The sequence below is a fragment of the Bacillus cereus group sp. BcHK124 genome, from assembly GCF_027712065.1.
Taxonomy (GTDB): Bacteria; Bacillota; Bacilli; order Bacillales; family Bacillaceae_G; genus Bacillus_A; species Bacillus_A pacificus.
In genome coordinates, this window is sequence record NZ_JAQFPJ010000007.1 from 44429 (window position 1) to 65512 (window position 21084).

Here is a 21084-nt window from a genome sequence, read left to right on the forward strand (position 1 = left end):
GGAGGGATTTACATGACTTTTTCACAATCATTACGTAAAGAAGTAGACTCAATTTGGGAAGCTAGTTTTCATCATCCTTTTGTAAAAAAGCTTGGTGAAGGAACGTTAGATTTAGCTAGTTTTCGCTATTACGTGCTTCAAGATTCATATTATTTAAGTCACTTTGCTAGATTACAAACATTAGGAGCTGCAAAAGCACTGGAATTAGAAACGACAGCTCGTATGGCACACCATGCCCAAAATACATATGAGGCGGAATTATCATTACATGAGAATTTTGCGAAGAAACTAGGGATAACACAAGAAGAAAAAGATAATTTTATCCCTGCTCCAACTGCATATGCGTACACTTCACATATGTATCGTGCTGCGTATGAAGGACATTTAGGCGATGTTATTGCAGCAATTTTACCTTGCTATTGGTTATATTATGAAATTGGTGAGCGTTTAAAAGAGTGTAAGCCAGAAGAGCCAATTTATAAGGAATGGATTTCTGCTTATGGATCCGATTGGTTCCGAACACTAGTTGAAGAGCAAATTACACGATTAGATGCAATAGCTGAAAAAGTAACAGAGGCAGACCGAAATCGAATGAGACAACATTTTATTATTAGTAGTCAATATGAATATTCATTTTGGGAAATGGCTTATACATTAGAAAAGTGGCCGGTAAGTACAGAAGAGCAAAACGTAATAGGATAAAGAGAAGAGGTATTGCTATTCACAGGTATGAATAATACTTAACAAAAGAAGTATCGCAAAAAGGCGCATCAATCTAAATGCGTCTTTTTTTAATTTATAAAAATGAGCCCGTGGAAAAATAGGTACATGAACAAGGTGCATTATCTAGTGATAGGTCATATTTTGTAGGTGTATGTATTGAACTTAGTTTATCCCGCGTTAACGGACAGTAAAACTCCCACCTCAAAATTCAGTTGGAGCAAAGAAGTTAGGTGGGAGTCGGGCTGTCCGTTAACGTCCGATTGGTTCAACTAATAATCAGTGGATGATGAACAAAACCCCCACTGATTAACGTTTCACTTTATAGCGCTATTTCTACTTAGGAAATATAGGAAAGCGTCAAAAGGTTAAAAGTTAATAAACGGAGGTCATGAAAATGAATCAGTTTCAACAAGAACTACAAGCGTTAAGCCTTAATGATTACCAGTCTGGAAATGTTGTGTATTGGGACCAGCAAAACCAATATCCATATTACTATATTGAAGATGCTGCTCGTCGTTGTGGTGGCTGTGGTCGTTGCGGTGGATTTCGTTGTGGTGGATTCCGTTGTTTTGGTTGCTTCGGTTGTTTTGGTTGTTTTAGTTGTGGCGGTTGTGGCAGCTGTGGTAGTTGCTCTAATTGTTTTAATGGTACTTCCGATGCTATTGTAATATATGAATATTGACTATGAATATCTATATAAAATATTAGCTTTATACATGTACATGTCGACAAAAAATATAGCGCCATCGCTAGTGAATATATTCAATCATTCAAGTAAAAGAGTAAATCTTAACTTACTCTTTGTTCATATAGTATAGGATTGTTAGCAGAAATCCAAGACTCTTTATATTGAGAAATAAAGAAGAATCATTTTAAAGAGTCTTATCTTTTTTCATACATTAAATAGAAGCTAGCAAAAGCTAACTACTCGACCCTCGGGTATGAAGGGAATAAGAAACTGTACTTTGTATTGTTAACAGAATATTCGGTTTTATTAAAGGGTAGATATTCATATTTTTTAAATGAAAGAAACTATCTATGTAATATACGAAATATTTAAATTTTATAAGGGTGAAAGGAGTTATAGGTGGTATGGAGAAAAAGAATACCAGGGTTGTTAGGGTATTTATAGCAAGTCCATTTTTTAATGATGAACAACTTAACAGGGTAAAAAGGCTAGAAAGTGCGCTTAGTAACAATCCTTTTGTTGCAGATATTTTTTCAGCTAGGTTCTATCAACATGAACATTTAACTTTTGGATCTATGGAGTGGAGAACTGCAGTTTTTCATAATGATTTAAAATATTTAAGAAGAGCGGATGTAGTAGTGGCAATTCATGATTTCGTGAATGGGTGTGTAGATAGTGGTACGGCTTTTGAAATTGGTTACGCATATGCATTTCAAAAGCCTATTATTTTGATAAAAGAAAAAGAAAGCATACCTAATCTTATGTTAGTTGAAAGCTTACATGCCTATCTGACAAATGTAGAAGATATTGTGACGTATGATTTTATTCATATGCCACGTATTCCATATAAAGGGCAGCTGGAGTAAATTGAAGCAGCACAACATTCCTTTTGGTAATATGCATTTTGCCGCTTTGTTTCCATTGCTGTTGTGAAGAAAGAAGCACAAGACTTCTGGGGTCGGGGTGACAAGAGTGCTACGGTTTGTGTTGCAGATGTAGAAGTGAAAATAATGAATGATATGAGAGCAGGAACACAGGCTTTTATTGATGAGTTATACCATTTAGGTGCTAAGAAAGTTGGTTTATATGTTGGCCAAAATATGTATGCAACTTTTGGTATGGAAAATGTAAAAGCTGACTTTGTATGGATTCTTCGTTATGGTGGCAACAAACCAGCTTATCCATGCGATATTTGGCAATATACTGAAACAGGGAATGTACCTGGAATCGGTAAATGTGACCTTAATTCACTTATAGGTAATAAGTCACTGCCATCTAAATATTTTTTACTGCCTTTATTTTTTCTTCTGTTGAGAATTTAGCCATAAAAAAGTACACTTCTAATTGTTGTTTCCGTCTAACAATTGAAGTGCATATCATTACGAGTGGTCGATTTTTACTAATGACTTTTATTGCTTGTTTTAACGTTTCAACGGTTTGTTCAAGCCATTCTATAGGAATAAGTTTTAAAGAAGGAAAATAAATTTCAGTATAATATTCAATGAACTCTTCTTTTTTTTTGCGTGGATAAATCACTTTTTAAAAATTCAGTTATGTACTTTAAAGTGTTTTCTATACACACTTTGTGAGTTTCTTCTATAAATTCATTTAAGGCTTTTTCTACTGTTCCTATATCTTGATGAAATGTTCCGTCTAAAAAATCACTTAATTCCTCATACATATAATCTTTATCATTCATAAGTATCCTCCTAAATTTCTATCTTACGGGCTATCTTGTTTGAATATAACTTCCTTGGCCGTCTTTTTTTAAGATAATTTTAGCATTAGTTACCTCTAAAACATTTTCAGATCCTCTTACAATAGATCGACCAATAACTTTATCACCTCTATACCTAAACGCTAGATTTGGCGAGCTGTAGGGATCCTCTAACCACCTTTCTATTTTACGTATATTTCGAGGATTGGTTAACACTTTTTACGTAGGTTTTACATGATATTGAAGTTTTTGATAAAGTTTGATAAAGATCTAATTTGAATTTGGTAGTAAAAGTATGCTGTACTTGCAGCAAATGGAAACATTTATATTGACACATATAAAGATAATATTACTTCTCCAATGGACCAAGAATAGGCTATTTCTTAAAAACACAGGTGAACATACATTAGCCTATCTCGAAGTAATAAAACCACTCCATAACAAAAATTCTATGCAGTATTGACTACTGATAATGTTACGTTACGTTAACCGATCGTGTATAAGATATACATCGTACATAATAGGGTAGCACCAACAAAACTCGAATTTCGTACGCTAAGAAATTTTCGACATAAAACAAGCGGCTAAAAAAATATTGTTCCACCAAATGACATTATAGAAGGAATTAAATAGTAAGTATATAAAGATTTGAGTATTATACATTGAAAATAATAACTGACTTTCGGGAGGTGAACCCATATAAATAAATATAGTGTTTTTTCACTCGCTACTTTAATAATCTTCATTGTTTTGTTTTATACGCTGTGGAGTGGCGTGTCGTTAGGAACATTAGGTAAACCATTTATTATTGCAATGTTTCTGTTCCCCTTATTAGGAACCTTTTTGGGACTAAAAGCAAAAAAAGGTTCCATGAAGTGGCCACTAATAATACTTAACATTATTGCAATTTGTATAATCGGGTATATTTTATTACTTGCTTTTAGTATGGGGGAAAGATAATTAAAATAAAAGAGAATAAGACGTAGTTAATAAAAGAAAATAAAAGAATAGGATAAAAAGAAAAATAGAATAAAATTCAATTTCCGCAATTGATAATGATGTAAATAAGCTGTCCACATGGGCAGCTTATTTTATTTTTGTCTTAGCTTGTTTTTCAAAATATTAGTGGTATCTCTATACGGTTACTCATAATTTTCGTACTGTGTAACTCAAAAGAGAAAGTGAAATGAAATCAATGATATCAAGGGATTAAACGAAGGGTTCAGTTACACACAATATAAGATATGGGTAAGTCATTCTGTAATGATTAATCAAGATATTATAGTTTATAAAGAATTTTAAAAGCGGAGGGCAGCAGATGAATACCATGAAGGCTATAAGTGTATATGGTTTCGTAATAGTAGCAATAATACTCGGTACTTTTTTCTGTTTAAGCAATTATTTTTACATGTAATGAAAATATGGGAAGAATATCACAAAAGTGAACTTAGAGCTAGGGAAGAAGAGTACAAAAGTAGACTAAAAAATATGGAGGCAGATTTTAAATTATTACTGGATAAACAAATAGAAGAACATAAGTCGGAGTTAAAGAAAATTAATGATAAGTATCAGATTAAATTTAGTAAATTACATGCGGATAGGCCGGTAATAATACAAGACCTTTACAGCAAATTAGTTGCGTTAGAATCAAAGGCTAAAGATTTAATGGGACCAAACGGTTCCCTTAATCGTTCAATTCCTAGATTAAGGGAACCGGAGAAAACAGCTAAAATATTTGAGGATTTAAAAGTTAGTTGGATTGATTTACTAGATTGTTATACGAAAAATAAAATCTATTTTTAGAAGAAGTCTTCCAATTATTTGAAGGTATAACAAATGGAATACCTACAATTGCAGCACAATTCACCCCATATATACCCAGTATAGGTGTGCATGTACAAGAAGAAGTTATTTCAGTGGAGACGAAGGAGGATGGAATAGTAGCAGAATATGTTTATGATGAAATGCCGAAGATAAAAGGTGCTTTGGAAGCAGAGTTCAGAGAATTGTTAGGGGTAATTGAAGTATAAAATACATAAAAAATAAGTGGCAGAGTCGTGGCTGCTTTTTGGCAGTAAATGTGCCGGTTGTTTTGGAATCAACGTGATATATTTGTATTGTGAGAAGTGGCGGAAAACACAACTCACTATGTTGTTTCTAAAATTCTAAACGGCTCCATAATGCCGGCACATAAAATACGAAATCAGCAGATGGTACGGATTGAATGTTACCGTTGAAGAGCGTTTGCTCTTCTTCCAGTTTTTATAATGTTGGCAAAGACGAATGTAACAGTATTAAAACTGGAAGAAGAATAAAACTTCATTTACCGTATTTATAGGGTAATAACATAAAAGAAACAAAAAAAGTACTAACAAGTTTGCAAACGAACTTGCTAACACCCATACAGAATAGACACAAATTATTACTGATACGTCGTCTTTGAAACCAGCTTCAATCCCTTAAATCACACTTATATGATATGCTTATAAAATTCTTCTTAATATCTGGAATTTCAAATATGCATTTCTATGATGCTCTATCTTGGCAGGACAAAGATGGAGCTAGTTTCATAGATGCAGGTGGGGGATTTACAATTGATAGGATGTTAAATGTGAATGGTTCATTACAATTTAAGGTGCACAATAGTATAGGGGAAATATACTATGTTACTGTAAATGAATCTTATTTATTCGTATAGTGTGTTTAAATGGTTTTATAAACGCATAAACTCCCGGATTGATACGGTAAGTTTATAAAAAAATAATGAAAAATGGTAAATATATCTAATGCACCATTGGAGATTTTCCATATTATAGTATTGAGAATTGTAAAAGGAGGTGAAAAAGAATGGACGAGCATGTACAACCTCAACTTTCACCGCCATGGATCACATATTTTAACGAACTCAGAAATTCAATAGGAGCTGACCCAACTGTAACAGTAGGTCCGCTAATACCAACTGATGGGAATTTTATTATTTTAGTACAAACTACGGATTTTGAAAAAGCGATTGCATTAGCTACACTTCTTAAACCTACAGTGCAATTTGGTAATGTAAATGTAACTATTGTTGTTAGTGTTATTGGGGATGGAATTGTAAATCCAATTCCTTGCCCTTTAGACGCTTTTGAAATTGCGCATCTTTTTCAAGTAGCGTTAGAAAACAATTTGTATTTTGAGCAAGTTGTTGTACAACCACAGTTCCCGGGTGGAGCGAATGTCGTTTTTCCGGTTTTTGCTGCAAAAGTAATTCAGTTCTTTAATGATGATATTTCTAACCTATGTCAAACTTTTACTGAAGTCGCTGCAAAGGTTTTTCGAGATGTAATGAATGACACTATATGTGGTATACCGATTTTATTCTCGACTAGTTGTACTACAAGTACTGAAAGTTCACAAGATGAAGAAACGGTTCAAAATAAAGATACAGATCCAAAGTTGTTTTATTAATCAAAAGAGACATTTTCTTAAATTGAAAATGTCTCTTTTATTTCTTATTTTCTCTTGTTTTAAGCTACGAAATTATCATAATGAAATCCCATGGAGGGACCTACAACACCAAGGCCAGGGTTTGTAGGATTGGAAAGACCTGATCCACCAACCACTTCGATTTCAAGTTTTCCACGTAATGGGCGTTCCCCTACTAAATAATCACCTGTAGATTTTACATGAAAAATTCCATTTACAACAAAACTAATATCAAATTCTAACCGAGTACAAATCATTGGTGGTATAACAGTTAGACCAAGACCTTCAAGGAATGGGTGTTCAACCTCATTGATTATAAACGGGAGTGAGATACCTTCCGTTGAGAGTTCAAGTGCATTACAATATTCAATCACAACATCAGCTTCTAGTGGTTTGCTTGTAGGATTTTTAATAATAACTACAAGACGATTATTTGGTTGTCCAACGGCAGCATTAAGGGGAACGAGAAAGGGTCCTGTAGTAATTGTATACTTTTTATAATTACATTATGAGCTAGCACTTGAACTGCTATTCGACTATAACTTGACATAAAATTATCTCCTATCTTAATAAAATAATTTCTATATATATTATTAAGATATATAAACAAATGTATAGATAGTTGTAGGGGGAATTTCTCTTTTTTGGAAGTAAGTACTATCTAGTCCTGGTAGGTGTTAAAAACCACAAACTTAAAGCAACTAAATATAAATGAAGGCTTTTAATAGAAGAAAATAAAAAAGTGCTAACAAATTTGCAAACGAACTTACTAACAGCTATACAGAATAGACATAATTTATCGTATCTTATTTGAAAATAGCTTTAATCAGTTAAATTACACTTATATGAAATGCTCATAAAAATAGTCTTAATATCAAGAGTTTAACCACCCAGATATTTTAGTGCTATTGAGCCGAAAACGGGGCATGATATTGATTTCTACTCAATTGATGAATGTTTAAAAGAGCATCAGCTAGAAGAGCCAATTTATTAAGTATGGATTTCTGCATATGGATCGGATTGGTCTCGTACTCTATCTAGTTGAAGAGCAAATACACGGTTAGATATAATCGCTGAAAAAGTGACAGAGTCTGACCGCAAGCGAATGAAATAGCATTTTATTATTAGCGGTCAATATGAATATTCATTTTGGGAAATAGCATATACATTAGAACGGTGGCCAGTGAATACAGAATCGAAAAAGGTAATAGGATAGTGAAAAGAGATATTGATATACATATGTATGGTCAATATCTCTTTTATAATCTTTTGTAAAATTATTGTAAATCCCAAATACAATACGTTACTTATATTGTATAATCTTAATGTATTGTATTTATAATATGAAAGGAGGGCTATGTATGAAAATTTCTTTTAACTTTTATCAGAGTCATGTCATTAATATATAAGTCGGATAAGCGGTATTTGCTTCTCTTTTTAAATAATTAAATTATGTGATGATACTTTAGTTTTTTGAGATCAAGAAAAATGAAGAAAGGAAGTAATCATTTTATGGAAAATTTAAAGTTGTTAACATTTGAAAATATAATAGAACCTCTTTTAAACGAAAGCGTATCATTTATATATTTTCCTATTGAATGGCTCGATATTGTAGAGATACATTATAAGACATTTTTATTAACGAGTAAGTTGAAACGATTGAATGAAAGATTATATGATATGTTTTCTGATATATTATTTATTCAGCATAATCCATATGTACTAAATGAAAATACACCATGGATTGTATGTAAAGAACCTATTAGAAAAGAACAACTTGATTATATTTTTCAAAGTTGGTATGAGATTATTCATGATTGGAAACCTAATAAATTAATAGAATCGCCAAAATATGAATGGCATTACGATTTAATTTCTAATTTAACAGTACTACATGATAAGGAAGTATATTCTAAATGGGTGCCCGCTTTAATTTCACATATTTTTTGTGAACGTCCTGTACAATTAGAAAATATAAATGAAGAAGATATATATTTTTCTCCTCTTAGATCACAAAATATTTGTGAGGCGATGTCAGAGCCTATTAAAGATGAAAAAACACAAGACTATTTCGCTTATGTATTTCGGTTCGAATATATAACGCGCGGAGGAGAGAACATTCCATTATTAAATGTTTCAATAGGAATTCGGAGGTTTTATCAAGAATATAACCATCCAGACATTCCTTTGCTATTAAGACGAAAACGGGGCATGATATTAATTTCTACTCCAGAATTTGCATCGAATAATAAGAAATTACGATTTGTAAAACTAAAAGTTCAGCAGGCTACAAACGGTATCAAATGGATTAAGATATTTAGAAATTTAAAAGAGGATTTTCGTATAGGTGGAGAAGTTGAATTAGATCATATTCTTCAATATCCGAAAGATTATATGCTAGGAGAAAATCTTAGGGTGTTGCTTCCATATAATGAAAGAATATATAAAGTTCAAGGTACTAAAATAAAACCTGGTATAAAAGTAGAGGAGAGAGAGTATTTATTTAAAGGGTTTCAGCAAAAATTCACTTATTTCACATTACTACCAGAATGTAAAAAACTAGCAATAAATAATAGAAATGAAGTATTCCCTTTAATTGCACCAAAAGGATTAGAGACTATAACGCTAGAAATATGGTCTGAAAAAATATCGCTGGAAGTAGAACAAGCTTTATTTGAAAGTGAAATGGTGTTAGCTCAAATCAGTGAGTCATCATATATATTAAATGCAGATTCTCCAGTATTGCTAAAAATAGTAAGATGTAATATTGAAAAGGTATTGCAAAATCCATATAAAATGCAATACTGCCAGAAGTATAAAATGAATTTAGTAGAGGATGTTATGAAAGCGGTTTATGCTACTGCAGGTGAGCGCAATGATGCGACTTTGGCGTTAATTGCAATGAAAAATTGTGATGGACGTGAAAAAATTGATCCAAAGCAAATTGTTAGAGAAGGATTTGCACGAACAAACCGTATTTCAGCATTTATTAATTTATTTATAGGCCAAAGTGTGTCTCGTAAAACGATTATAAATGGTATTTTGAGTTTATTAGAACAAAAAGGATTTTTAAAACGTAGTTGGAATAAGATAAATTTACCTTGTACATATGTTAATTTATCAATTGAACGAATCTCGAAATTTGATTTCTTACCCATTTTTTCAAAAATAAAAGGAAAAGAAATTTCATATAAATTATATGGGAATATAGAGTGGCAAACGATTGATCGTTTATTATTAAATGTAGATAAACATAACACCTTTTTGCCGCAGCCTTCAAAAAGAAATGATATGGGCATTCAATTTAAACAATTTGTTTCTGAAACATTAGCGGAAATTTTACAACCTGCAAAAGAGCAAAATGAGCAAGTATACTTCATTATAGATGCGAATGTAAGAAAACATTGGATAAAAGAGTTACAAAATGAAAAAATTGATATAGATACTTTCCCTGACATTGTTCCAGATGTGCTAAAGGTTCCAAACTTAAATGCTGTAAGAATAAATACATCTTTTGATGTACCAAAATACGGTGTGATAGAATGTGATGACGTACTAGATAGTACGAGTTTATATATAGATCAAAAGGGAATGTATTATAGCACTGGTGAGTATCTGTGTAATGATAGTGAAACATTGCATCGATATATACTTGAAATATTACCTCTAGGTGTAAAAGCTGTTGAAAGGAACTATATTGCCAAAATGGTACATTACATGTGCTGTAATTCAAGTATGCTTTTGGAAAAGAATATACACATGCCATATTCTATGCATATGGCGAAAGTAATAAAGAGCTATATGACGGATATAGATGCAAGAGAGTTTAAAGAGTTTGATGATGAATTGGATGTAGATATTATAAAAATAGAAAAGAAAGATTCAATTATTCTACTGTAAATAATAATAAACAAATCCTGCTCATTATATCGATCAGGATTTGTCATTTTTTCATGTAAATAAGGATATCTTTTGTCATGTATCCTCTCTTTTATATATTTACTTTATTTCCATACAGGATTAAGATGTTTTTTAGAAATAAAAAACTATATCATTTGGAAAAGCAATATGAATGAATTCAAAAGAAATTGGAAAGGAATGAGGAATTGTGAAGAAATTAGATGTGCTATTCATGCTATTGAGCGGCCTCTTTCCAGTTGCAGGAATTTTAAAGCAAATCCCACTAGAACAATCTTTATATATTGGAGGCCTTTTATTTTTCACCAGTTTCGGTAGTTATTTTGCGAAAAAAATATATTCACGTATATGTAGCTGGATAGCATATGCGCCATTTATTACACTATTGTTAGTTATTTGGCATCAAGATATTTCAACAAGTTCAATCATAGCGAATGCGAAAATCGCTGCTTGTATCGCTTTAATCCCATGTTTATTCCGTTTTCGTACATATGGGCTTACTTTCGGTTTATTCGCATTATGGGCCGCTTTACTATGGGATATTAAAGAAGTGCAATCGTTAGTCATACTTGAACGTATGTCGAGTTTAATGACAAGTAATTTCAAATATCTTATGCTTTTAGTTGGTGGACTTATATTAGGTGGATTAATTGCTATGTTATTACACCGTAAAGAAGAGGATTATAAAGAAAATATAACTTTATTTCAACAAAAAAAGAAACGTAAAAAGCAATCATTTCAGATTCCGATCCCAAGATTACCGAAATTTAAGTTAAAATTATTTAAGTTTGGTGGCAAAGTATCGAAACAAAAAACGCCTGAAGAAATACGTGAGCATAATTACGAAGAACCAACTGCAGTTGCAACATATGAAATGGCAGAGCAAATACCTCAATATAAAGAAGAGACTGCTCAAGGACAAACGAGGATGGAACGTCGTAGAAATCGGTATAATGCATAATAAAGTTAAAAGCCCCTTAATGATTAATCAATTTTAAGAAAAATCATTAAGGGGTTTTATGTTATTAAAAATAGATTGCTAAGGTGGAATTTATAGCATACTCTAAAATCGAGGACTAAAATAAAATAATGGGAGGACAAAATGTTTATTATTACATATATTTCTGTCTGTATATTATTTTTAGTTAGTTTTTTACATGTTTATTGGGCTTTTGGAGGTAAGTGGGCGACAAATAGTGTCATTCCAACAAAAGCTGGAGAAAAGGCTTTTACACCAGGTACAGGGATGACTTTGTTCATTGCGTTATTACTAAGTATGGCAGCAATAATTTTATTACAACAAACAAATATTGTTCATTTCGCATTTCCTAATATTATTGTTCGAATGGGATCCTGGGTTTGTATGGTTGTTTTTTTTCTAAGAGTAATAGGTGAATTTCATTATTTTGGTATCTTTAAACGAAAAAAAGATACACGTTTTGCTAGAATGGATACTGTTTTATTTATACCACTTTGTGCATTTCTATCTTTATCATTTTTACTCGCAATTATAATGTGAATAAAAAATAGTATCAGTTTTTTTCATATTAAATATAAACGTAAATTGGCAAGTGTAAAAGTGTAAAATCTAGTATTAAATAAAAAGGATGTAAGCGCCTTTTTATCGAATTATAGATTATTATGAAAGGCGGGTGCACGATGAAGTATGTAAAAGTCAGTATGAATGGCGGAAGTGAACATAAATTTTCGATGACTTTAGAGCGATTTGAAAAACTTATTACAACAGAGAATGGACTATTAGAAAATAAATTAGTTAGTATTGAAAATGTAATGATTAATCCTACTAATATATCTTCTGTAGTTGAAAAAATTGGTGTACCGGCAAAGTTTATGGAAGCTTAAAAATAGGTACATAAAAAACATCCAAGGGGGATGTTTTTTTATGTATAAATATGTTAATTGTACAATGAATTTATGAAGAGAATGTATAGTGATACTTCGTACATGCACAAAAAATAAGTACAAGCATATATTAGATAGTGGGACAAGACCTTCGTGTCCTACTTAATACTCAGAAAAACCTCTATCACATGAGAGCATCTGATTGCAGGGTGCTCTTTTTTTATCCCACTTTATCCGAATCTTTAACTTTTAATTTTAAACATATCTTTGATGCTCATAAATATTAAAAATAAAATAATAGCAAAAATTAAGTTAGATAAATAGAAATCTTGATGAAATATTAATTCAAAGATGACATCAAAAGCATATAAAAAGGCGATAGTAGGTAATATACAAATAAATATAAATCTCCAATTTTTTAGATAATGTTTATAATTAGGAAATACTTTCTCCATAAACATAGCTCCTATATTTTTATTTTCTATATAATTATACATTTAAATAAAGAGATTTACAAAAGATTATTTAGCAATCTTTCTAATACATGATTTGACTAAAAAACTTTTAAAGAGTAACACTTAAATGATACACTATAATCTACGTTATTTTCGAAATGAATAGAGGGGTTTACATGATAGATAAAATTAAAAATGCTGTAGAGGATATGCACGAAGATGAAGCAAAACATTTACTTCAAAGTATTCTAATCCAATTAAATTTATTAAAAGAAAACTATAGTGAAGATACTATTAAAAATTTGATGGATATTCCTAAGCAACTAACGAGTAATACATCTTATAAAAGAAATGTAAAAGAAGTCTCACACGTACATATTGCATTTGATGATTCAACAGATGGATGTTTAAAGCATATGCTTGGTCAAGAAGAACGATTGGAAGAGATGGTTGTTGCTTTTTCTGAATTCTTTTCAATTGGGCCGATAAATAAGTTACATATGAATGAAGGGCAACTAGCAAGACAGGAATGGTTAGTAAACAACTTAAATGCTTATGAAAATTATTTTGAAGAAGAGTATTTACCAAGGTTTTTAGAAACTATGGAAGAACTATACGCTATTCCTAGTGAAACGCCTATTACAATTTGGAAAGCCGATAACGCACATGAACATGTAGGTCTATGTTTTGTAATGGCGCAATTAAAAGATAAGAAAAATATTCGCGTTATGAATACATCTGAAGCAAGTAAAGAAATATTAAAACTAGAGTATGTTATTCGTGGAACAGGAGAGTTACCACCTGAAAGTTTAGCTCTAATTCAAAAAAGTTTTGTAAAATTGCCGTATTTAACTGTAGAGAATCGTATGCAGTTTGAACATGAGTGGGATAGTCTATCGAAAAGTACGGAATTTTTAAGAATTTGGACAGACAATGAAGTGCGTTCTGTACAAGAAAATTATTTTGATCAATTTATTATTAAATGTGCGAAAAGTATAGGTGCTGATCAAGAATTCCGAAAAGCTCCTAGAGTAATTGGTGAAGCACTTGGTCTTGTAGAGCAATCAGTTGGCGATACGTTTTTAGAATATCGCTTAAAGGAATTAATTAAACAAGAAGTATTTGAATTTGAAGGTTCATTAGATGAAATGCGTTTCTATAGTGTGAAATTAAGAAAATAATACATCTATTCCGTTTATGAAGAAGCTCGTATTTTTAAAATACGAGCTTTATTTTTTGTTGAATTTAGGCTATACATAAGCTTCCCAGAGATGGCATATCACATATGAATGGTAAAGGAAATGAATGAAAAGAAGGTGATTTATTAATATGTATAACCAACAAAATTATCCATATGATCAAGCGATGTATTATAATCCACAAAACTACGGGTATGAACTTACAAATGAAGTGAGAGATATTGAACAAGAAGATTACAGACCAGATGATGCGGAAGATGCCCCAACGTCACCACCTCCGTCACAAGCGCCGTCGTTACCGTCTACATTTGCTTCTCCTGCACAACCAGGTAATATGAAATCCTGGATGTGTAACTGTCTAGGAAGATGGGGCTATTTACGCTTACATCGTCCTGGTCCTTTCGGAAGGGATTTATGGTTCTTCCCGACTGAAGTGAGAAGAAATGGAGTATCAGGTTACACGTGGCAAGGTGGTCGTCGTCGTAAAGTAAGTTATCGCTATCAACAAATTAGTAATTTTATGTGCTTCGCATAAAGAGAAGTGAGGGAGTGAAACGATTTTACTTTCTCACTTTTTATTTTTCAATATACGAAGTGAGATTTTGATTAAAAATTTACAATTTTCGCGTTTTTATTAGAGTATAATGCATATGTTGGGTTGGTTTTCAACAACAAATGAGAGTGAGGGAATACAATGTCAATGAAAAATAAAGTTGGGTTAAGCATAGAGGATGGCATTAATTTAGCTTCAGCTCAGTTTAAAGAAGATGCGTATGAAATTTATAAAGAATCGAGAAAAAAACAACCAATATTATTTGTAAACCAAGTTGAAATCGGTAAAGAATGGCTCATTACTAGATATGAAGATGCTCTGCCACTTTTAAAAGATAATCGTTTAAAAAAAGATTGGAAAAATGTGTTTTCTCAAGATACAAAGAACATGTATCTTTCCGTTGATAATAGTGATCACTTGACAACACATATGCTAAATTCAGATCCACCTAACCACAGTCGTTTACGATCTTTAGTTCAAAAAGCTTTTACACCGAAGATGATTGCACAATTAGACGGAAGAATTCAGAGAATAGCAGATGATTTGATAAGTGATATAGAGCGAAAAGGTACATTAAATCTTGTGGATGATTATTCATTTCCATTACCAATTATTGTGATAAGTGAGATGCTCGGTATTCCAAAAGAAGATCAAGCGAAATTTAGAATTTGGTCTCATGCTGTTATTGCAACACCAGAAACACCTGAAGAAATAAAAGAAACTGAAAAACAACTATCTGAGTTTATTACATATCTTCAATATTTAGTTGATGTGAAACGAAAAGAGCCAAAAGAAGACTTGGTGAGTGCTTTAATACTTGCAGAGAGTGAAGGTCATAAACTTAGCGCCCGAGAACTATATTCGATGATCATGTTACTAATTGTAGCGGGACACGAAACAACGGTAAATTTAATAACAAATACAGTATTAGCACTTCTTGAAAATCCAAATCAATTACAGTTATTAAAAGATAATCCAAAACTAATTGATTCGGCTATTGAGGAAGGATTGCGTTATTATTCTCCAGTTGAGGTTACAACTGCAAGATGGGCAGCAGAACCTTTTCAAATTCACCATCAAACAATACAGAAAGGAGATATGGTTATTATCGCATTGGCTTCAGCGAACCGTGATGAAACAGTATTTGAAAATCCAGAAATATTTGATATTACACGGGAGAACAACCGTCACATTGCCTTTGGCCATGGTAGTCATTTCTGCTTAGGAGCTCCACTTGCGAGGTTAGAAGCAAAGATCGCTATTACTACTTTGTTCAACCGAATGCCTGAACTACAAATAAAAGGCGATCGTAAAGACATTAAATGGAAAGGTAACTATTTAATGCGTTCTTTAGAGGAATTGCCTTTAACTTTCTAGAATAGTTAAAGGGAGACATGCATACATTGAAAATGTTTTACATAGAGTATGTATGTGTTATTTAAATTCGAAACGGAAGGGTGAAAACATCCCAATGATCAACTAATTCTATTTATAAGAGATCTTCGTTAAAAAACGAAATATTCTTCTGAATAGGATTAGTCTGTACATTTATAGAAAAGGGATGTATTTCGCTCTGCGAATATATAGTCTTTTTATATGATTTGTGCTGCTTCCTGTTCAGAACATGAAATAGGAGGCTTTTTTATGTCGACAAATGTAGTAACGAAACAAAACAATGGGGTATCACAAGTATTAAAAAATCGGTTTGTTCAAGGGATTTTAGCATCAGCATTATTTTTACAAATTGGAATATGGGTTCGGAACTTTGCGGTATTACTATATGTAATGGAAATGACAAAGGGTGATGCTTTTGCTATTTCGATGATTTCAGTGGCGGAGTTTGCTCCAATTTTCATCTTTTCCTTTATTGGTGGAACGTTTGCTGATAGGTGGAAGCCGAAGAGGACTATGATATGGTGTGAGACTTTAAGTTCTTTATCAGTATTTGCAGTATTAATTACTCTAATGTTTGGAACGTGGAAAATCGTATTTTTTGTCACACTTATTTCTGCAATTCTTTCACAGTTTTCTCAACCATCTGGCATGAAATTATTTAAACAGCATTTATCGGCAGAACAAATTCAATTAGCAATGTCTATTTATCAAACAATATTTGCGATATTTATGGTATTAGGACCGATTCTTGGAACATTTATTTTTCATAGTTTTGGAATTTATATTTCAATCATTATTACAGGTATCGCTTTTTTACTTGCAGCAGCTGTGTTGTTATTTCTTCCGAAAGATCTTGAGAATGATAATGAGAAAAAAGAAATCACTTTATTACAGGAAATGCTTGATGGTATTAAATATGTGAAAAAGAAAAAAGCATTAACTTTGCTAGGGCTTTGTTTTATGGCAGCAGGACTAGGAATTGGTTTAATTCAGCCGTTAGGTATTTTTATTGTAACTGAGCAGTTAGGATTATCAAAAGAGAGTTTACAATGGTTACTAACAGTAAATGGTGCAGGAATGATTGTTGGTGGTGCTTTAGCGATGGTGTTTGCAAAAAATGTTGCGCCGCAAAAGATGTTAATTATCGGTATGCTTGGTCAGGCAATCGGCATCGGTATTATAGGTTATTCCACCAATTTATGGGTAACACTCACAGCACAACTTTTTAGCGGTTTAGCTCTTCCTTGTATTCAAATAGGTATTAATACGCTCATTATTCAAAATAGTGATACTGATTTTATTGGTCGTGTAAATGGCATTTTAAGTCCGCTATTCACCGGTTCAATGGTAGTAACAATGAGTATTGCTGGTTCATTAAAAGAAATGTTCTCATTAAGTACGATGTACGAAGGCACAGCTTTACTATTTATAATTGGATTATTATTTATTTTACCTATATACAATTTAAAGCCAGTTATAGCAGTAGAGAGTGAAATGAATAGGAAAGGAAGTGCTGTGCAACATGAATCCTAATCCAAATGTTAAATACCCTATTGAAGGAAATAAAAATGTTCACTTTATAAAAAATACAATAACGAAAGCTAATATACTTGTTGGAGACTATTCATATTATGATGCGAAAGATGGAGAAACATTTGAAGATCGAGTATTACATCATTATGAATTTCTTGGTGATTACCTTATCATTGGAAAATTTTGTTGTATTGCAAATGGAGTTACCTTTATTATGAACGGAGCGAATCATCGGATGGATGGATTTTCGGCATATCCATTTAATATATTTGGAAATGGGTGGGAGAAGCATACACCTAGTTTGTCTGATCTACCTTACAAAGGGGATACAGTCATAGGTAATGATGTTTGGATTGGTATGGATGCAACCATTATGCCTGGAATCAAAATAGGAGATGGTGCAATCATTGCAGCTAAATCTGTTGTGACTAGAGACGTTGCACCATATACAATTGTTGGTGGAAACCCCGCAAATAAAATAAAGGAACGATTTACAAATACAATAATAGAGGAATTACTGCAAATTCAATGGTGGCATTTTGATATTGAAAAAATAACTGAAAATATAGATGCTATTGTACAAGGGGATATAGAGCCATTAAGAAAGCTAAAAATGGAATAAAAAATGCATAACAAAGAGTATCATACCTCCGAATTTTGTTAATGATAATAGAACGAGGAGGTGTGATACTATGGCACAAGACGTTTTATGTGAAGTAAACAATTGTAAATTTTGGGCTAACGGTAATAAATGTAGCGCAGACGCAATTTATGTAGTAAGTCATAAAGGAAAACAAGCATCGACTACAGAAGAAACAGATTGCAAAACTTTCGATCCGGAAGTATAAATTTTTGAAGGGTAGCCAAATCGTGGTTGCCCTTTTATTAATTATAGTATTGATAATAAATCTCATTTTCATTCATTGTTTTTAACTTTTCTTGTTATTTTTCATATTTTCTTCATAAGTGATGTAATCCAGAGCAATTCATGTTCAATACGCGATTTACTAAATTCAATGACTTCTGTAATAAAAGATGAACTAGCATCTAAAGATTGAATAGCAGTAAGCTGTTTATGTAGTACGTTTTGGCGTATTGTTAAAATTTCTTTTCTAGCTTTATAATCAAGTTTTTCAAATAGCGCGATACGAACAAGAAATTCTGCATTATTTGTCGCGAGTTTTTCGGGAAACTTGCGTAACATTTCAGAAAAAATTTCTTCTCCTGCTTCAGTAATATCATACATATTTCGGTTTGGTTTTCCGACTTGTGTATGTACCTTTTTCGTTATAGCCCCCATATTCTCAAAACGTCGAAGAGAAGGATAAAGCATATTATGATTTAATTCAAAATTCTCTCCTAACCGATTTTGGATATTTTTCTTTATTTCATACCCATATTTTGGCCCTGACGTCAATTCTGCGAGCAATAAAATATCAACATACATAAAAATCCCCCTTATTTATTTCTCAAGTTCTCCTACGAAAAATCCACTTTAGTATATGTTAAAATAACATATGTTAGATTATACAACTTTGAATTACCGACCCATCACTTTTATTGTAAAAGAAAAGGGAGGAAAGGACTATGGCTTCGCCTGAAAATGTGATTTTAGTTCATGAAATTTCAAAGCTGAAAACGAAAGAGGAATTGTGGAATCCGTATGAGTGGTATCAATTTAGGAGGGATAATCACCCCGTACATTATGATGAAGAGCAAGATGTTTGGAATGTATTTTTGTATGAGGACGTAAATCGTGTTTTATCAGACTATCGCCTGTTTTCAAGTAGAAGGGAGCGAAGACAATTCTCAATCCCTCCTTTAGAAACTCGAATCAATATTAATTCTACTGATCCACCAGAACATCGCAATGTACGTTCTATCGTTTCTAAAGCATTTACTCCAAGGAGTTTAGAACAATGGAAACCTCGAATACAGGCTATTGCAAATGAACTTGTACAACATATTGGAAAATATAGTGAAGTTAATATCGTTGAAGAGTTTGCTGCTCCTTTACCTGTTACTGTTATATCCGATTTGTTAGGAGTGCCAACAACTGACCGCAAAAAAATTAAAGCATGGTCTGATATTTTATTTATGCCGTATAGTAAAGAAAAGTTTAATGATCTGGATGTAGAAAAGGGGATAGCACTAAATGAATTTAAAGCATATCTTCTACCAATCGTTCAGGAAAAGAGATACCATTTAACGGATGATATTATCTCAGATTTAATACGAGCTGAATATGAAGGCGAAAGATTAACTGATGAAGAAATTGTTACTTTTTCATTGGGTTTATTAGCGGCTGGCAATGAAACGACTACAAATTTAATTATTAATAGTTTTTACTGTTTCTTAGTGGATTCACCAGGAACATATAAAGAATTAAGAGAAGAACCTACATTAATTTCAAAAGCAATTGAGGAAGTATTACGCTATCGCTTTCCCATTACATTAGCTAGGAGAATTACAGAGGATACAAATATATTTGGCCCTTTAATGAAAAAGGATCAAATGGTGGTTGCGTGGGTAAGTGCAGCAAATTTAGATGAGAAAAAGTTTTCACAAGCCTCTAAATTTAATATACACCGAATAGGAAATGAAAAGCATTTAACATTTGGTAAAGGTCCTCACTTTTGCTTAGGGGCACCACTTGCACGTTTAGAAGCTGAGATTGCATTAACTACCTTTATAAATGCTTTTGAAAAGATAGCATTATCCCCATCGTTCAATTTAGAACAATGTATATTGGAAAATGAACAAACTTTGAAATTCTTACCTATCTGCTTAAAAACTCAATAAACTGTTCAGCAAGGTACAAATTTACTGTACCTTGTTCTTTTATTTCTCAATTGTGAAATTTTAGTTGGTTATTTAGTATGGAAGTGTGTGAATAAGAGTAGAGGAGGATGCTTATGTTAACGTGTAATGGAAGTAAGACGTTCCAAACATTTATTAAAGCTGTAACGGATTTAATAAATAGTAATTTGTTAGAAGATCAAATGGTTTGTGGGATTGAAAAATTATTAGAAGAACTTTTAGAAAAGAAAACATGGCTTCCGTTAGAAAAACAGAAGGCGAATTCGGCTCAATATGCACGACACTTATTATATGAAGATCCTTTAAATCGTTTTGAAGTATTAGCTCTTGTATGGAAAGATGGACAATCGACTCCTTTGCATGATCATGATGGCACATGGGGAGTAGAAGGTGTATTTACAGGGAGAATAATGGTGCAGAACTTTATACAAACTAAGCAGCTTGAAAATTCACTTGTTTATTTAACTCATACAGGAAATCTTTATTTGGGAGAAGGAGAAACAGATAAAGTCATTCCACCAGCTGATTGTCACATTCTTGAAATAGATGGCAATGAAAGCGTTGTCACAATTCATGTTTACGGAAAACGTTTAGAAAAGTTTAAAGTATACGTTCCAACTAAAGAAAAGAATGTATACACATGTGAGACAAAATATATTCATTATAATTCATAGTTTAAAGTCCAAAGCCCTTGCTTTGGATTTTATTTATAATTATTTCTTGACCTGAAACGCTTTTCATAAATTATAAAT

The 21084-nt window shown here is 32.2% G+C and carries 20 protein-coding genes and 6 pseudogenes; 21 read left to right on the forward strand and 5 right to left on the reverse strand.

What is annotated here, in order from left to right; genetic code table 11:
* Positions 1 to 12: 12 nt before the first annotated feature.
* The 4 genes and pseudogenes from tenA to PDK19_RS13280 form a co-directional block, all read left to right on the forward strand.
* On the forward strand, positions 13 to 702 hold the full coding sequence (gene tenA / locus PDK19_RS13265; protein WP_074567935.1) for a thiaminase II: 690 nt from the start codon (positions 13 to 15) through the stop codon (positions 700 to 702).
* Between the two features lie 415 nt (positions 703 to 1117).
* Positions 1118 to 1405 (forward strand): heterocycloanthracin/sonorensin family bacteriocin, encoded by a 288-nt coding sequence (locus PDK19_RS13270; protein WP_014893691.1) that lies wholly within the window; start codon positions 1118 to 1120, stop codon positions 1403 to 1405.
* Positions 1406 to 1815: 410 nt separating this feature from the next.
* Positions 1816 to 2277, forward strand: a complete 462-nt coding sequence (locus tag PDK19_RS13275) for a nucleoside 2-deoxyribosyltransferase (RefSeq protein WP_270707283.1) — start codon at positions 1816 to 1818, stop codon at positions 2275 to 2277.
* Between the two features lies 1 nt (position 2278).
* A pseudogene (locus PDK19_RS13280) lies at positions 2279 to 2682 on the forward strand (GH25 family lysozyme); the annotation flags it as partial.
* 136 nt (positions 2683 to 2818) lie between these two features.
* Here the strand turns inward: PDK19_RS13280 and PDK19_RS13285 are convergent.
* Positions 2819 to 3110, reverse strand: a pseudogene (locus tag PDK19_RS13285) (contact-dependent growth inhibition system immunity protein); the annotation flags it as partial.
* 30 nt (positions 3111 to 3140) lie between these two features.
* Positions 3141 to 3344: pseudogene (locus PDK19_RS13290) on the reverse strand (RNase A-like domain-containing protein); the annotation flags it as partial.
* 78 nt (positions 3345 to 3422) lie between these two features.
* Here PDK19_RS13290 and PDK19_RS27295 point away from each other — a divergent pair.
* The 4 genes and pseudogenes from PDK19_RS27295 to PDK19_RS13305 form a co-directional block, all read left to right on the forward strand.
* Positions 3423 to 3503: pseudogene (locus PDK19_RS27295) on the forward strand (DUF421 domain-containing protein); the annotation flags it as partial.
* Between the two features lie 1113 nt (positions 3504 to 4616).
* Entirely contained in the window at positions 4617 to 4931 is a 315-nt protein-coding gene (locus PDK19_RS13295) for a hypothetical protein (protein ID WP_270707287.1), read from the forward strand.
* A 712-nt stretch (positions 4932 to 5643) separates the two neighbouring features.
* A pseudogene (locus tag PDK19_RS13300) lies at positions 5644 to 5826 on the forward strand (N-acetylmuramoyl-L-alanine amidase); the annotation flags it as partial.
* A 149-nt stretch (positions 5827 to 5975) separates the two neighbouring features.
* Positions 5976 to 6578, forward strand: a complete 603-nt coding sequence (locus PDK19_RS13305; protein ID WP_270707288.1) for a hypothetical protein — start codon at positions 5976 to 5978, stop codon at positions 6576 to 6578.
* Positions 6579 to 6637: 59 nt separating this feature from the next.
* Here PDK19_RS13305 and PDK19_RS13310 read toward each other — a convergent pair whose 3' ends face one another.
* Positions 6638 to 6970 carry a hypothetical protein gene (locus PDK19_RS13310; RefSeq protein ID WP_270707290.1) on the reverse strand — a complete coding sequence of 111 codons (333 nt, stop codon included), beginning with the start codon at positions 6968 to 6970 and terminating at the stop codon, positions 6638 to 6640.
* Between the two features lie 563 nt (positions 6971 to 7533).
* On the opposite strand from PDK19_RS13310, the pseudogene PDK19_RS13315 reads away from it, so the two are divergent.
* From PDK19_RS13315 to PDK19_RS13335, 5 genes and pseudogenes are all read left to right on the forward strand, one after another.
* A pseudogene (locus PDK19_RS13315) lies at positions 7534 to 7812 on the forward strand (thiaminase II); the annotation flags it as partial.
* 296 nt (positions 7813 to 8108) lie between these two features.
* Positions 8109 to 10496 carry an RNaseH domain-containing protein gene (locus PDK19_RS13320; protein WP_270707292.1) on the forward strand — a complete coding sequence of 796 codons (2388 nt, stop codon included), beginning with the start codon at positions 8109 to 8111 and terminating at the stop codon, positions 10494 to 10496.
* 208 nt (positions 10497 to 10704) lie between these two features.
* A complete protein-coding gene (locus tag PDK19_RS13325) occupies positions 10705 to 11475 on the forward strand; it encodes a DUF3959 family protein (protein WP_014893687.1) in 771 nt (256 codons plus the stop codon).
* A gap of 141 nt (positions 11476 to 11616) precedes the next feature.
* On the forward strand, positions 11617 to 12033 hold the full coding sequence (locus tag PDK19_RS13330; RefSeq protein ID WP_014893686.1) for a DUF3995 domain-containing protein: 417 nt from the start codon (positions 11617 to 11619) through the stop codon (positions 12031 to 12033).
* A 140-nt stretch (positions 12034 to 12173) separates the two neighbouring features.
* Entirely contained in the window at positions 12174 to 12377 is a 204-nt protein-coding gene (locus PDK19_RS13335; RefSeq protein WP_014893685.1) for a hypothetical protein, read from the forward strand.
* A 242-nt stretch (positions 12378 to 12619) separates the two neighbouring features.
* On the opposite strand, the gene PDK19_RS13340 is transcribed toward PDK19_RS13335, so the two are convergent.
* A complete protein-coding gene (locus PDK19_RS13340; RefSeq protein WP_049110752.1) occupies positions 12620 to 12832 on the reverse strand; it encodes a hypothetical protein in 213 nt (70 codons plus the stop codon).
* A 176-nt stretch (positions 12833 to 13008) separates the two neighbouring features.
* Here PDK19_RS13340 and PDK19_RS13345 point away from each other — a divergent pair, with 176 nt between their 5' ends.
* The 6 genes from PDK19_RS13345 to PDK19_RS13370 all read left to right on the forward strand — a co-directional run bounded on the left by PDK19_RS13345 (position 13009) and on the right by PDK19_RS13370 (position 18360).
* Entirely contained in the window at positions 13009 to 14013 is a 1005-nt protein-coding gene (locus PDK19_RS13345) for a DUF1835 domain-containing protein (protein ID WP_262722825.1), read from the forward strand.
* A gap of 148 nt (positions 14014 to 14161) precedes the next feature.
* Positions 14162 to 14566, forward strand: a complete 405-nt coding sequence (locus PDK19_RS13350) for a hypothetical protein (protein WP_014893683.1) — start codon at positions 14162 to 14164, stop codon at positions 14564 to 14566.
* A gap of 159 nt (positions 14567 to 14725) precedes the next feature.
* Positions 14726 to 15961: a cytochrome P450 family protein gene (locus PDK19_RS13355; protein ID WP_074615351.1), complete on the forward strand. Its 1236-nt coding sequence runs from the start codon at positions 14726 to 14728 to the stop codon at positions 15959 to 15961.
* Between the two features lie 267 nt (positions 15962 to 16228).
* The gene (locus tag PDK19_RS13360) at positions 16229 to 17512 is read left to right on the forward strand and encodes an MFS transporter (RefSeq protein ID WP_074615350.1); all 1284 of its coding nucleotides are present in this window, start codon (positions 16229 to 16231) and stop codon (positions 17510 to 17512) included.
* Positions 17502 to 18134, forward strand: coding sequence for a Vat family streptogramin A O-acetyltransferase (locus PDK19_RS13365; protein ID WP_270707296.1), 633 nt, complete (start codon positions 17502 to 17504; stop codon positions 18132 to 18134). The genes PDK19_RS13360 and PDK19_RS13365 overlap by 11 nt, the downstream gene beginning before the upstream one ends.
* A gap of 70 nt (positions 18135 to 18204) precedes the next feature.
* Positions 18205 to 18360 (forward strand): DUF1540 domain-containing protein, encoded by a 156-nt coding sequence (locus PDK19_RS13370; RefSeq protein ID WP_000046091.1) that lies wholly within the window; start codon positions 18205 to 18207, stop codon positions 18358 to 18360.
* A 101-nt stretch (positions 18361 to 18461) separates the two neighbouring features.
* Here the strand turns inward: PDK19_RS13370 and PDK19_RS13375 are convergent, their stop codons facing one another.
* The gene (locus PDK19_RS13375; protein ID WP_000289107.1) at positions 18462 to 18959 is read right to left on the reverse strand and encodes a PadR family transcriptional regulator; all 498 of its coding nucleotides are present in this window, start codon (positions 18957 to 18959) and stop codon (positions 18462 to 18464) included.
* 140 nt (positions 18960 to 19099) lie between these two features.
* Here PDK19_RS13375 and PDK19_RS13380 point away from each other — a divergent pair, with 140 nt between their 5' ends.
* Together PDK19_RS13380 and PDK19_RS13385 are read left to right on the forward strand one after the other, a co-directional pair.
* On the forward strand, positions 19100 to 20314 hold the full coding sequence (locus tag PDK19_RS13380; protein ID WP_270707297.1) for a cytochrome P450: 1215 nt from the start codon (positions 19100 to 19102) through the stop codon (positions 20312 to 20314).
* A 113-nt stretch (positions 20315 to 20427) separates the two neighbouring features.
* Entirely contained in the window at positions 20428 to 21006 is a 579-nt protein-coding gene (locus PDK19_RS13385) for a cysteine dioxygenase family protein (RefSeq protein ID WP_000954458.1), read from the forward strand.
* Positions 21007 to 21084 lie beyond the last annotated feature (78 nt).